We start from the raw sequence: 13,490 nt of genomic DNA on the forward strand, positions 1-13,490 counted from the left end.
CAGCCAGCTGGGTCCGCGCCTTTGAAGCCGAGTGCCTGAAGATCCAGTTCCTCGACGAAGGCGTCGACCACTCGCACCGGGTTGTCTTCGCCGATATAGTCATCAAGACATTCCGGCAACAGCGCGACCTGCTGTCGGTCTTCGCCTTCGATGAATCGCTTCATGGGCACCTCGCTTGGAACGGGTGCACCGATTTTATTTTTTGACGGGCGGGACTGGAAGTCTTTTCACACAGCCTCGGCCGACAGCCGGCACACTCTAATCCAACTCCACTTCCTGCCCGGCGGACAGTTTCGGCAAGTCGTTGGCGGTTGCTAGGACGAACGTGAAAACCGCCAAGTCCGGTGTCCCATCAGGCGCGATTGCACGCGGTTGAGAAAGTGACCGCTTGATCGGGACTCCACCGAGGTGGGGTGTTTCTGAAAGAGAAAATTCGCCCTGGTCGAGCTAGCCTTTGAGATATCCGGTCACAAGGCGCGCGCCCTCATCGATGAGCGCTTCCATTCGATCGTCGGTCATCACTTTGGAATGGTGCAGCACCGCGTTATGCGTCAACGCCTCGATGGTGGTGACACATACAAATGATGCAAGCTCGAGGTCATCGACGCCGAGTTCGTCCCGAGCTCCTTCGAGATAGGCCCTGAACAGACTGAAATTTTCACGACTGAAGGTTTCCAGCTTCTCGAGCTTTCCCACGCGCGGGATCTGCTCGGCGAGCACTCGATGCAGTTGTGGATCGAGGCGATGCGCTTCTACCGCGATCGCGACGAATCTGCGCATGGCCTCTTCCAGCGACTGGGTCGAGACCTGCGTCAACTCGCTCCGGACCGTTTGCATGATCTGCTGCTGGTGACGCTCGATCACGGCGGCGACGAGTGCCTCCTTGCTGGGGAAATATTGATAGAGCGAGCCGATGCTCACCCCCGCAACTTCCGCGATGCGGTTGGTGCTCGCTTTGCTGAAGCCGTCCTTGACCAGAATGCGAGCAGTTGCCTCGATCAGGTTGTCGACAGTCGCGCGCGATCGCTCCTGAGTCGCGATTTTTCTGGGCTTGGTGACCGGTTTTTTTGCCATTTTTTGATGCCGTCAATGCGAGTAGCAAAAGCGAATGGTCGCTCATATTCTAGGCAGACGCGGAAAGGCAGCGCAACACCTTGCATGTGAGGCCCCTAGCGCGCAAATACCCCAGGAGACCCATGACATGGACGACACATTGCAGCACCTCTTCAGATACAAAGCTTGGGCGAACGACCAGCTGTTGACGGCACTTTCCCGGCTTGGCGACAACTCCCCAATCACCGCATTGGCCATCAAGGCCTTGAGCCACACGTATGTGGTCGACCGCATATTCGCCGCGCACATCAGACGAGAAGCTCACGCGTACCCATCGGCCAACTTGAGTGAGATGCCAACGCTTGAAGCTCTAGCCGCCGATCTCAGAAGAAGCGATCAGGAATACATCGACTATGCATCGACGCTCGATCCTGCCCGCTTGACCGAACGAATCGATTTCGCGTTCACTGACGGCGCACCGGGGCGTATGTCTCGCGGGGAAATGCTCATGCATGTTGTCACGCACGGAGCAGGTCATCGTGGACAGATCAGCGCAGTGATGCTGCTCAATTCAGTTCCGCCGGCCAAGGATGGCTTCACGACGTATCTGCACGAGGCGGAAGCGTCGACGAGGGGGCGGGTTGCCGCTTGAACGCAGTTGCGCAGCGCAGGGCGTGCCAGCAGGTGAGTCGATGTCCGCTGTGGCTACTTTGCCGAAGAACCGGACCTTCAAGCACTCGGTTTCAAGGACGTGGACCCCGCCGCCACCGGCCGGCCGCCGCCCCCCCGCAGTGCTGCTCAGGCTTCAAGGACAGGCGGTCGTTCAATCAGGCTGGCCAGGATGTCCTCGAACAGGGCGTTGCCGTCACCGCCCGTGACGTGCTTCCACTGCACATGCTGGGTCACCCGCTGGCGGTGGCGCAGGGTCTCCAGCCACACTTCGCGCAACGGCGTCTTGCAGGTCAACGCCAGCACCAGCAGGGCCATCTGCTGGGGCAGGTAGAACAGGCCATGCACTCCGCTCTCACCAGCCTTGAGCACGTTGCTCAACTGGTCGACCGACAGCATGATCTTTCCCAGTTCCGCCATGTTCTTGGGCGCGTTCTGAAAGTACATGCCCTGCTCGGCGCACCAGGCGGCCAGGGCCTGGGCGTGCCCCTGCAGATCGCTCTCGCTGCGCAGCGTGTTGTCGGCCAGCCGCGGATCGCGCCGTCCATGGAAGTCGCCGAGCATGCGCTCGTGCTCCGGCGTGAACAGGGGCCGGATGCGGCCGCGCAGCTCCGGTCCGCCGATCTCGTCGAGCCGCTCCAGCCAGGCCTCGCGCACGGCGGGCAACCACCAGCGCACCGTGAAATGCACGTACTGGCGGTCATGCTCGGGCTGCACCTGGATGGAGAACGCCTGCACCGTGGGCCCGTAAGCGCGTTGTACCAGCCGCGCGTGCTCCCAGTGGGGATGGGGCTGGACCTCGAAGCCCAAAGGCGCCAGCTTGTCCATCAGCGCGCCGCACAGCACGTCCAGCGTATAGGGCGTCTTCGTCGTGTCGAAGCCCGCTGCGGCCGCAGCGCGCGGCTCGGCCCGGGGCGTCCGTTCGGCAAAGGGCTCGGCACTGCCATCGTCGAAGATCACCTGTCGGTCCAGCCGGTACAGCGCCCCGCCCTGCGGCTCCAGCATCTGCAGCCCGGCATCGGCCGCCACATGGCCCAGGGTGGAGAGCACCGTGTCGTCCAGCGCATCCACCTCCACGCCCAGGTTGAGCGGCGAACTGTCCACGGGCTCCAGGGGCAAGCCTTCGGTCCAGATCAGGGGTTGGTCCACGCCGTTGGCACGGGCCGCCAGCGGGAAATGGCACTGCACCTCGCGCAAGAATTGCTCGAACATGGCAGCCACCCGGGGGCTGACCGGTTGATCGCGGTTGCATGCAGCCAGGGCACTGCGCACGTCGGTGGCGGTAATGCGGTCGAAGATCTGGATGATGAAGCTCATGGCATGGGGCAACGGATGGAGGCGCGCCAAGGGGAGTGAATGCGCCGTAGCGGCACGACACGCCGGCGGCATGATACGGCTCCACCGCGACGGCCTTGGGGCATGGGCGGGCTCAGATGCGTTGTTGTGACCTCGAACCTTCGATCTCCGAGAGTGATGTCGCTGGTCATGGGCGGTTGGATGCGACTGGAGGCATCCTGCGAAGGCCTGGCTGCCAGGCCCGGGCGGGCTTGCCTGCCGGTCGCCGTCGGGTGAGCGCGAGGTTGGCCGTCATCATGGCCGCGACCAGCGTAACCAGCCACGAAAAATACACCCACAGCAAGAACATGGGGAGCGCCGCGAACGCCCCATACAGCGCCTTGTACGTTGGCACCTTGACGAGGTAGGTGGTGAAGCCGCGCTTGCCGAGTTCGAAAGCCACGCTGGCGATCAAGCCGCCCGCGAAGGCGTCGCGCAGCCGTACCTTGGTGTTCGGAACGAGGTAGAACATGCTCGTCAGTACGGTCACGCCCAGGATGAGCGGCCCGAGGTCGAGCACGAATGCGAGCGATGGTGGCAGCGCGCCGATCAGGCCCATGGAAATGCCCAGCAAATACGACGTGGCCCACAGGCTCAGGCCCAGAACGGGTGGACCGACGGCCAACATCAGCAGGTACAGGCCGACCCTCTTGAAGAACGGTCGATTCTTCCGGATCTTCCACATCTGGTTCAGCGCGTTCTCCACGGTGAGCAGCATCGCGATGGCTGTGCCCAGCAAGAAGAGCGAGCCGACCCAGGTCAGGCCGCTGGCATTGGCGGCGAACTGGTTCAGGTATTTCAGCACCGTGCGTGCGATGTCCACGGGAAGCAGCCTGCTCAGCAAGAACTCCTGAAGGGCATCCTTGAACCGCGCGAAGACCGGGAATCGCGTGAACAGCGCGAAGCTCGCTGCCAGCAAGGGAACGATGGACAGCAAGGTCGTGAACGCCAGACTTCCGGCGACTTGGGGCAAGCGCTCTTTCCGGGCGCGGTCGATGGTCAAGCGGGTCAGGGCAAACATGTATCGCTGAGGGAGGAGGAATCGAACGGTTTCGCGAGCGTAAGGACCGCTGCCGCTACAGGCGAACGACGTTGACGCGGGTGGCATGCGCGGCCACCATAGCGTATCGTCGCCAATGCCCAACCAGGCGGCGGACTCGTTGGAGCGACCAGGCCCGTTCCGGAACGGATGGTCAAGGCGCCGTTCAGAACTTTCAAGGAGATCTCATGGCTGAGAGCGACAAGGTGTTCGCGGGCTCGATCCCGAAGTTCTACGACACGCTGATGGTCCCCCTGATCTTCGAGGCCTATGCCACCGACATGGCGGAGCTTGTCGCGGCCTCCTCGCCCGGCTCGGTGCTCGAAACGGCGGCCGGCAGCGGCGTGGTCACGCGGGCGCTTGCGCCAAAACTCAGGCCCGATGCGCGCTACGTGGTGACCGACCTCAACCAACCCATGCTCGACTATGCCGCCACCCGGCAGGGGCCTGACAGCCGCATCGAATGGCAGCAGGCGGACGCGCTCGACCTGCCGTTCGAAGATGCCTCGTTCGACGTCGTTTGCTGCCAGTTCGGCGCGATGTTTTTCCCCAACCGGGTCGCCGGCTACGCCGAGGCGCGTCGCGTGCTGAGGCCCGGCGGGCGCTTTGTCTTCAATGTGTGGGACCGCATCGAAGAGAACGCCTTTGCCGACGAAGTGACCAACGCCGTCGCCGCGGTGTTTCCGCACGACCCTCCGCGATTCCTCGCCCGCACGCCGCACGGCTATCACGATGCCGCAGTGATCCGCGAGGAATTGAGCCGCGCAGGGTTCGCCACCATCGAGATCGAGACGCGCGAGAAGATGAGCCGCGCGCCCTCGGCACGCGACGTTGCCACCGCCTATTGCCAGGGAACGCCGCTGCGCAACGAGATCGAGGCGCGCGACGCCGGCTTGCTTCAACTCGCGACGGACCGCGCGACGGAGGCGATCGCCAGCCGCCATGGCGAAGGCCCGGTGGCCGGCAAGATTCAGGCGCATGTGATCGTGGCGGCGGGATAGCGAAGTCCCGGCGCAAGGCCGGAACTGGCCGGGGCGCGGCCGTCCAACCGCGGCCATGAAGACGGCAAAGGCAATCAGGCCCCGCGCTCCAGCGGCAGCCACAGAGCGAATTGCGTGCCTGCCGGCCCTGACTTCCAGGCGACCTTGCCATCGACGCTCCGGGCGCGGCGATGCTGGTTCTGCATGCCTCGCCCTCTGGCGCCGCCCAGCGCCTTTTCCACGTCGAAGCCCTGGCCGTTGTCCTCGATGGTCACTTGCACGCCTGAAGCGTCCGCCGTGGTGCCCACGCGGATCTCGGTGGCGCGGGTGTGGCGCAGGATATTGGCGATGCTCTCCTGGACGATGCGCAGGATGTGCAGTGCGCTGGACGGGTCGAGCCAGTCCAGCGCCGGGAGCTCCTGCACCTCCCACGACAACGCGATGCCGGTGCCCTCCAGGCGGGGCTCCAGCCGGAAGCGCAGCGTGGCCAGCAGCAGCAACAGGTCGTCCTCGAGCGGCTCCATCGAGTCGATGGTCAGCTTCAGGTCGTCGAGGCAATCCTTGAGGATCTGCGATACCTTGAGCTCGCTCACGCCGCCGCGTTCTACCGAGCGAATGGCGCTGATCAACGAAGAGCCCAGCCCGTCGTGCATGTCCTGCATCAGGCGCTGGCGTTCGTCGCTGATGGTCTGCCGCACCTCCACCTCGCGCAGCCGCCGGTGGCTGAGTTCGAGCTCGGCTTCGCGCGCCTGCAAGCGCTGCGCCAGGCTGGCGTTGACCTGCTCCACCTCACCGATGGCACCCACATAGCGGCGAAACATGATGTAGTCGAACATGAAGAACATCCCGATCAGGGCGTAAGGCTGCGTATAGAGCCCCTCGGGGCTGACCCAGTTGTGCTGCAGCGCCAGGTCGTAGGCGCTGCAGACGGCGCCCACGAAGAAGAAGCCCGCCATCAACCAGACCTCCTGCGAGCGGGTGCGCAAGGCACTGTGCAAGGCTTCGGCAAAGACCAGCACGGCCAGGGGAAGCAGCAGCACATACAGCAGCGGCGTCAGCAGAATCAGCTGGGGTATGGCCGTCGAGGCGCCGGGCAGGATGGCCAGGCTGCACAACAGCGTGACCGCCACCAGCGCACGAGACAAGCCCCGCACGGGCCGCAGGTGCAGGCGCTCCAGGAAGCTGTGGGCCAACACGATCAGCCACATCAGCGAGATGACCGCCAGCCATTCGAACCAGTCATCGCCGATCGGCAGGTAATTGCCGCCTACGTGGTAGTGCAGCATCCGCACAAAGGTGACGCTGGAGATCGCGAAGAACAGCAGGTACAGCGATTCCTTCCGGTGCCGCAGCCATACGGCGAACGAGAAGAGGCCCACGGCCAGAAACGCAGCGCCACCGGAAAAAGGTACCTGGGTCTGCAACACCTGCCGCACCTGGTAGCGCCACACCAGCGATTGCGCGCCCCCGATCCAGATACTGGAGACAGCGCTACCGCTGCTGCGCAGACGGTCGATCCGCACCAGCACGGAGGCCGGCGGCAACGCACCCGCCGCGCCATTCAGGCGCACAAGCAACGGATGGTTGTAGCCGTTGTGGACCCGGCTGCCCTCCGACTGGTAGAGCAACTTGCCGTCGGCGTAGATGGCGATTTGCCCGATGGTCTTCCAGCGCGGGATGTACAGATAGCGAGCTTCGGTCGTGGCCGGCAGCGCGCCCGATGCCAGCCGGTACCAGTCGGTCACGGTGGCGGTGGCGTCCAGGTGGGGCACTATTTCGCGCGCCGCAACATGCGGCAAGGGCACGCCGGCCCAGCCGCGGTCGGGCAATCCGGCATCACTCGCCAGCGCCGGCGGTGGCGTGAAGCCATGGCCGAACACCGACAGCAACTGCGCCTGTTCCAGCCGTATCGCCTGGTCTTCCGCCCTGGCGCAGGCTGCCACGCCCCACAGCACCAGCCAGCATGCCAGCCGCCAGAACCAGGTCATGGGTGGACTCAAGACTCCAACAGCCCCTGGCTGCGGGCTTCGTAAATCGCTTCTGCCTTGGACGTGACCTTGAGCTTGCTGTAGATGCGGCGCACGAAGGTGCGTACCGTGAAGTGCGACAGCTGCATCAGCCTCGCGATTTCTTGCGTGGTGAATCCCTTGGTGATGAAGTTCAGAACCTCTTTCTCGCGGGCAGACAGCAGGGAGGATGAATCCGCGGCTGGCTCCGGCGCATCCGCCTTGCTTGGGGCACCTTGCCGGAAGCGCGCCAGCACCTGGCGCGCAATGATCGGGCTGATCGGACTCCCGCCGCTCGCAAGGCTGCGGATTTCGTCGATCATTTTCGAGGGGGAGCTGTCTTTCAGCAGATAGCCCGCCGCGCCGGCTTCGATGGAGCGGATGACGTGCGTTTCGTCGCCGAAATTGGTGCTCACCATGATGTTGCAGCCCGGCCATTTCTGCACCGCCGCGCGGATCACGTCGATCCCCGAGCCATCCGGCAAGCCCAGGTCGACCAGCAGCACGTCGGCTGGCGGTCCTTGCAGCAAGGCAAGGCCTTCCTGGTGGGTACCGACCATTCCCGCCAGGCGCAGATCGGGCGCGGCCTGCACCACCTGGCGCAAGGCATCGCAAACGCCCGGATCGTCCTCCACGATCGCGACGCGAATGGGAGGCGGTTCAGGTTGGGCGTGCGCGAATTCCATCAGGGGCGTCATTGTGCGATGGATATTTTCGTGAGCGACACCTGTAGCGCATATGTTCTACAGACAGGGTCTGCCGGCGTTAATACCATTTGTTACGCAATCTTGGCACAGCCGCAATTCGAAGGCCGAGGCAATTTCTGCCTTGCAGCTGTACCCCTCTGTTCATTACCCAACCAAAGAAACGCCCTGCCGTGAACCACGCCTACCGCCTCGTCTGGAACGAAACCACCCGCCGTTACGTTCCCGCCCCCGAGACCGCCMRGGGACGCGGCAAGTCGGGCGCCCGCAGCGCCGTCGTGGCGATCCTGTGCGCCGCGTTGCTGGGCRGCAGCGCCTGGGCGGCGCCRGCRGGYGGCAGCGTGAGCGCCGGCAGCGGCAGCATCRGCCAGAGCGGCGCCACCACCACCATCACCCAGGGCAGCCAGAACCTGGCCATCAACTGGGCCAGCTTCGGCATCGCCGCCGGCGAGCGCGTCAACTTCGTGCAGCCCGGCGCCAGCGCCATTGCRCTSAACCGSGTCATCGGCCCGGAGTCCTCGGTSATCAACGGCAGCCTGAGCGCCAACGGCCAGGTGTGGATCCTCAACCCCAACGGCGTGCTGTTCGGCAACACGGCCAGCGTCAACGTCGGCGGCCTGGTGGCCTCCACCCTCTCCCTGAGCGATGCCGACTTCCTGGCCGGCAAGCGCAGCTTCAGCGCGAATGGAAGCCAGGGCACGGTGGTCAATCAGGGCAGCCTGAGCGGCGGCTACGTGGCCCTCTTGGGCAAGCAGGCCAGCAACAGCGGCACCATCACCACCGCCAACGGCACGGCGGCACTGGCCGCGGGCGACAAGGTCACGCTGGACTTCAGCGGCAGCCGGCTGCTGTCGGTGCAGGTGGACGAAGGCACCCTGAACGCCCTGGCCGAGAACAAGGGCCTGATCCGCGCCGACAACGGCACGGTGATCCTCACGGCCAGCGCCAAGGATGCGCTGCTGAACACGGTGGTCAACAACGAGGGCGTGATCGAAGCCAAGGGCATCGACGCCGCGGGCGGCACCATCCTGTTGTTGGGCGGCTTCAACGGCGGCACCGTCAAGGTGGCGGGCACGCTGGACGCCTCGGCCAGCGGGGCCCACGACGGCGGCTTCGTGGAGACCAGCGGCGCGCATGTGCAGGTGGCCGGCGGGGCCCGGATCAGCACCTTGTCCCAAAGCGGCAAGACCGGCACATGGCTGATCGACCCGACCGACTTCACCATTGCCGCCAGCGGCGGCGACATCACGGGCGCCACGCTGGGCACGCAACTGGCCAGCAACAACGTGACGATCGAATCGGCCAACGGCAGCACGGGCACCGGTGGCGACATCCACGTCAACGACGCCGTGAGCTGGGGCGCCGACACCACGCTCACGCTCAACGCGGCGAACAACATCAACGTCAATGCCGCCATCACGGCCACGGGGGCATCGGCCGGGCTGGCGCTCAACCACGGCGACTACGCCAGCACCGGCAGCGTGGCCAGCGGCACCGGCTACAACATCAAGGCCCCGATCACCCTGAGCGGCGCCAACGCCACGCTGGCCATCAATGGCACCAGCTACACGCTGATCCACAGCATGGCGCAGCTGGATGCGATCGACAGCACGGGCCTGGGCGGCAAGTACGCGCTGGCGCAGGACCTGGACGCCGGCGGGACAACCTACGGCAGTGCGCTGGTGGGCGGCAGCAGCAGCGCCTTCGCCGGCACCTTCGCCGGGCTGGGGCACACCATCAGCAATCTCACCATCAACGCCAGCGGCACCGAATACGTGGGCCTGTTCGGCCAGACCGCCACCGGCTCGATGGTCCGCGACATCGGGCTGGTGGGGGGCAGTGTTTCGGGCAGCTTCTACGTCGGTGCGCTGGTGGGCTGGTTGAACGGCAGCGCGGCCAACGTCTACAGCACGACCAGCGTCAGCGGCTCCGAGAATGTCGGCGGGCTGATCGGGGTCAACTGGGGCGGTGCCATCAGCGATGCCTATGCCACCGGCGCGGTGACAGGCAGCATCAACAACGTGGGCGGGCTGGTGGGCACCAACACAGGCAGTCTGGCCAACGTTTACGCGACCGGCAACGTCACGGGCGCGGGCTACGTTGGTGGGCTGGCGGGCAAGAGCATCTATGGCGGCAGCATCATCAGCAATGCCTACGCCAATGGCAGCGTCAGCGGCGACCACTACGTGGGTGGGCTGGTGGGCTGGAACGAGGGCAGCATCGAAAACGTCTATGCCACCGGCAGTGTCGGTGCAGGGAGCTACCACGCGGGCGGGCTGGTCGGTGTCAATTACTCCGGCAGCATCAGCAATGCCTATGCCACCGGTCAGGTCAGCGCCAGTTCCACACCGGGAGGGCTGGTTGGCTGGAACGGCGGCAACATCAGCAACAGCTACTGGGACAGCAGCAGCACCGGCCAGAGCGCCGCGACGGGATACAACGACGGGGGCTTCGGCGGCAGCATTACCAACGTCAGCGCGGTCGACGGCAGCAGCGCCTACAGCCACGCCAGCTATGCCAACCTGGGCACCTGGAACGAAACGGCCAGCGGCTCGGGCGTGTGGGTGGCCAACGACGGCAGCCACAACACCTGGGTGATGGTCGAGGGCAGCACCCGGCCCTTCCTCTACAGCGAACACAGCACCACCATCCGCAACGCCCACCAGCTGCAGCTGATGGCCGTGGACACCGGCGCCAGCTACACCCTGGCGCACGACATCAACGCCAGCGAGACCAGCGGCAGCAACGCCAGCGGCATGTGGAATACGGCCGGCTTTGCGTCGGTGGGCAACACATCGAGCGCCTTCACGGGCAGCCTGCTCGGCAACGGCCATGTAGTGAACGGTCTGACGATCAACCGCTCGTCCGACTTCCTGGGCCTGATCGGCTACGCCGACAACGCGACGCTGCAAGACATCGGCCTGGTGGGCGGCTCTGTCAGTGGCGGCACTGGCAATTACCACGTCGGCGCGCTGGTAGGCTGGCTCAACGGCGGCACCGTCAGCAACGCATACAGCACGGCCAGCGTCAGCGGCGGCGAAAACGTGGGCGGGCTGGTCGGGGTCAACTGGGGTGGCAGCATCAACGCCTCCTTCGCCAGCGGCGTGGTAACGGGCATCAACGTGAACGTGGGCGGGCTGGTGGGCACCAACACCGGCAGCATCAGCGGCTCGTACAGCAGCGGCAACGTCTCCGGCACAGCCAAGGTCGGTGGCCTGGCGGGCAAGAACATTGACGGCGGCTCGATCAGCGACGCCTATGCCACCGGCAACGTGAACGGCAACTACAACGTGGGGGGGCTGGTGGGCTCCAACGAATCCGGCAGCACCATCGACAACGCAAACGCCACGGGCAATGTCAGCGGCGACAACTACGTCGGCGGACTGGTGGGCTCCAACTACGGCAGCAACATCAGCAACGCCTACGCGACCGGCAGCGTGAGTGGCAGCGAGAGAGTCGGCGGCCTGGTTGGCTCCAGCGAATACGGCAGCACCATCGACAACGCAAACGCCACGGGTGGTGTCAGCGGCGGCGACTACGTCGGTGGACTGGTGGGCTATAACGAAGGCAGCAGCATCACCAACGTCGTTGCCACGGGCGACACGAGCGGTGTCAACGCCATTGGCGGACTGGTGGGTTCGAACCGCAGCGGCCATGTCAGCAACGTCCATGCCACCGGCAACGTCCACGGCGAGGGTTACGACATCGGCGGACTGGTCGGCTCGAACTACTTCGGCGGCTACATCAGCAGCGCCTATGCGACCGGCAATGTCAGTGGCGGTGCGAACAGCGATTCCGTGGGCGGACTGGTGGGCGCCGATTACTTCGGTGGCGATATCAGCAACGTCTACGCCACGGGCAATGTCAGCGGCAACATCAATGTCGGCGGTCTGATGGGCTGGACCTACCAGGGCAGCCTCAGCGATGCCTACGCCACCGGCAGCGTGAGCGGCAACGACGTGGTGGGCGGCCTGATCGGCTATGCGGAGAGCGCCTCCATCAGCAACACCTACAGCAACGGTGCGGTGAGCGGCGCCTCCAATGCCGGCGGCCTGCTGGGTTCCATGGGACCCGACGTCACCATCGCCAGCAGCTACTGGAACACAACCACCAGCGGCCAGAGCAGTTCCGCCGGTGGCACCGGGCTGACCAGTGCGCAAATGATGCAAGCCAGCAGCTTCAGCGGCTGGGACCTGGCCACCAGCGGCGGCAGCGCTTCGGTCTGGCGCATCTACGAAGGCTTTACCGCGCCGCTGCTGCGCAGCTTCATGACCGCCACGACGGTGGCCGTGGACAGCCGCAGCGGCACCTACAACGGCACCGACCAGTCCGGCGGCACGACCTACACCGCCGACGCCGGCGTGGACACCAGCCTGATCGGCGTGGGCAATGCCGGCTACGTCAACGCCGGCAGCCACAGCCTGGGCGCCACCCTGTACTCCAGCCAGCAGGGCTACGACATCAGCTACACGGCGGGCACGCTGACCATCGCCAAGGCCGCGCTGACCATCGGCACCACCGATGTCAGCAAGACCTACGACGGCAGCACCACGGCCAGCGGCACGGCCGTCGTCACCGGCGGCACGCTGTATGGCACCGACAGCCTCAGCGGAGGCAGCTTCGCCTACACCGACAAGAACGCCGGCACCGGCAAGACCGTGACCGCCAGCGGCGTGACGGTGAACGACGGCAACAGCGGCGGCAACTACGACGTCAGCTATGTCGACAACACGGGCGGCATCATCACGGCCGCCGCACTGACGGTTACCGCCAACAACGACAGCCGCACCGCCAACGGCAGCGCCTACAGCGGTGGCAATGGGGTCAGCTACAGCGGCTTCGTCGCCGGCGAGAGCAGCAGCGTGCTCGGCGGCAGCCTGGTCTACGGCGGCACCTCGCAAGGGGCCACCACAGCCGGCAGCTACAGCATTGCTGCCAGTGGCCTGAGCGCGAGCAACTACACCCTGAGCTACGTGGATGGCACCTTGGTGATTGGCGCGGTGCCCGTGGTACCTGCCGTGCCTGCAACGCCGGTGGCGCCCGCAACGCCCACGACGCCCACGACGTCGGCAACGCCCGCCGCCATGCCCAACGCCAATGCACCGTTGACCCAAGTGCTGCAAGCCCTGCAGGCCACCCCGCCGGGCTCGGACCTGCAATTGCCCGCGCGCCTCTCCACGCCGGACGATGAAACCCGATTGCTCGCTGGCACCGGAACGCTGCTGCATGTCCAGGACTGCGGTGTCCGACTGACCGCTGGTCAACGCTGCGACTGAGCCTGCAACCTTTTCATATTTCCGGTCATTCCGAAGAGCACGTCTCCATGTACTTTCCATCTCTCGCGGCACGAGCACCTCGCCTGCCCCTCAGCCTGCTTTCTGCCGCCCTGGCTCTGGTTTCCACCATCGCCGTCGGCCAGGTCCGCACGCCCACCCCGGATGCCGGCCAGATCCTGCAGGAACCCCGCGCTCCGCAGCCCCTCCCCAGCACCGGGGCTCCGGCCCTGGCCATCGACAAACCCGGCGCCGGCAGTGTGGCCGAAGGCGGTGCCCAGGTCCGCGTGGCGGCCATCCACTTCAGCGGCAACACCGCCTTCAGCAGCGCCGCCCTGCAAAGCCTGCTGGCCGACGCCATCGGCAAGGAACAGACCTTTGCCGACCTCAGCCGCCTGGCCGCACGCGTGACGCGGCACTATCGCGAAGCC

9 protein-coding genes and 1 pseudogene are annotated in these 13,490 nt (G+C 65.4%); 4 read left to right on the forward strand and 6 right to left on the reverse strand.

What is annotated here, in order from left to right:
- Together AC1DXX_RS31680 and AC1DXX_RS31685 are read right to left on the reverse strand one after the other, a co-directional pair.
- A pseudogene (locus AC1DXX_RS31680) lies at window positions 1-164 on the reverse strand (IS5/IS1182 family transposase); the annotation flags it as partial.
- A gap of 283 nt (window positions 165-447) precedes the next feature.
- On the reverse strand, window positions 448-1,074 hold the full coding sequence (locus tag AC1DXX_RS31685) for a TetR/AcrR family transcriptional regulator (RefSeq protein WP_478138168.1): 627 nt from the start codon (window positions 1,072-1,074) through the stop codon (window positions 448-450).
- A gap of 127 nt (window positions 1,075-1,201) precedes the next feature.
- Here AC1DXX_RS31685 and AC1DXX_RS31690 point away from each other — a divergent pair, with 127 nt between their 5' ends.
- Window positions 1,202-1,705, forward strand: a complete 504-nt coding sequence (locus AC1DXX_RS31690; protein WP_478138169.1) for a DinB family protein — start codon at window positions 1,202-1,204, stop codon at window positions 1,703-1,705.
- A gap of 146 nt (window positions 1,706-1,851) precedes the next feature.
- Here the strand turns inward: AC1DXX_RS31690 and AC1DXX_RS31695 are convergent, their stop codons facing one another.
- Both AC1DXX_RS31695 and AC1DXX_RS31700 read right to left on the reverse strand, forming a co-directional pair.
- Complete coding sequence (locus AC1DXX_RS31695) at window positions 1,852-3,039, reverse strand: hypothetical protein (RefSeq protein WP_478138170.1); 1,188 nt, start codon at window positions 3,037-3,039, stop codon at window positions 1,852-1,854.
- 166 nt (window positions 3,040-3,205) lie between these two features.
- The gene (locus AC1DXX_RS31700; protein ID WP_478138171.1) at window positions 3,206-4,165 is read right to left on the reverse strand and encodes a YihY family inner membrane protein; all 960 of its coding nucleotides are present in this window, start codon (window positions 4,163-4,165) and stop codon (window positions 3,206-3,208) included.
- A gap of 119 nt (window positions 4,166-4,284) precedes the next feature.
- Between AC1DXX_RS31700 and AC1DXX_RS31705 the strand changes: the two genes are divergently transcribed.
- The gene (locus AC1DXX_RS31705; protein WP_478138172.1) at window positions 4,285-5,097 is read left to right on the forward strand and encodes a class I SAM-dependent methyltransferase; all 813 of its coding nucleotides are present in this window, start codon (window positions 4,285-4,287) and stop codon (window positions 5,095-5,097) included.
- Between the two features lie 74 nt (window positions 5,098-5,171).
- On the opposite strand, the gene AC1DXX_RS31710 is transcribed toward AC1DXX_RS31705, so the two are convergent.
- Together AC1DXX_RS31710 and AC1DXX_RS31715 are read right to left on the reverse strand one after the other, a co-directional pair.
- Window positions 5,172-7,064, reverse strand: coding sequence for a sensor histidine kinase (locus AC1DXX_RS31710; RefSeq protein ID WP_478138173.1), 1,893 nt, complete (start codon window positions 7,062-7,064; stop codon window positions 5,172-5,174).
- Window positions 7,065-7,072: 8 nt separating this feature from the next.
- Window positions 7,073-7,780, reverse strand: coding sequence for a response regulator (locus tag AC1DXX_RS31715; RefSeq protein WP_478138174.1), 708 nt, complete (start codon window positions 7,778-7,780; stop codon window positions 7,073-7,075).
- 179 nt (window positions 7,781-7,959) lie between these two features.
- On the opposite strand from AC1DXX_RS31715, the gene AC1DXX_RS31720 reads away from it, so the two are divergent.
- Both AC1DXX_RS31720 and AC1DXX_RS31725 read left to right on the forward strand, forming a co-directional pair.
- Complete coding sequence (locus tag AC1DXX_RS31720) at window positions 7,960-13,062, forward strand: GLUG motif-containing protein (protein WP_478138175.1); 5,103 nt, start codon at window positions 7,960-7,962, stop codon at window positions 13,060-13,062.
- A 47-nt stretch (window positions 13,063-13,109) separates the two neighbouring features.
- The coding region (locus tag AC1DXX_RS31725; RefSeq protein ID WP_478138176.1) for a POTRA domain-containing protein at window positions 13,110-13,490 on the forward strand (381 nt) is incomplete at its 3' end.

This window comes from Variovorax sp. P4_B10, assembly GCF_056402375.1.

Excerpts from the sequence above, each read along its gene's own strand:
- AC1DXX_RS31705 (WP_478138172.1), top strand. The coding sequence starts at position 4,285 with ATGGCTGAGAGCGACAAGGTGTTCGCGGGCTCGATCCCGAAGTTCTAC.
- AC1DXX_RS31700 (WP_478138171.1), bottom strand. The coding sequence starts at position 4,165 with ATGCCACCCGCGTCAACGTCGTTCGCCTGTAGCGGCAGCGGTCCTTAC.
- AC1DXX_RS31695 (WP_478138170.1), bottom strand. The coding sequence starts at position 3,039 with ATGAGCTTCATCATCCAGATCTTCGACCGCATTACCGCCACCGACGTG.
- AC1DXX_RS31710 (WP_478138173.1), bottom strand. The coding sequence starts at position 7,064 with ATGACCTGGTTCTGGCGGCTGGCATGCTGGCTGGTGCTGTGGGGCGTG.
- AC1DXX_RS31690 (WP_478138169.1), top strand. The coding sequence starts at position 1,202 with ATGGACGACACATTGCAGCACCTCTTCAGATACAAAGCTTGGGCGAAC.
- AC1DXX_RS31685 (WP_478138168.1), bottom strand. The coding sequence starts at position 1,074 with ATGGCAAAAAAACCGGTCACCAAGCCCAGAAAAATCGCGACTCAGGAG.
- AC1DXX_RS31715 (WP_478138174.1), bottom strand. The coding sequence starts at position 7,780 with ATGACGCCCCTGATGGAATTCGCGCACGCCCAACCTGAACCGCCTCCC.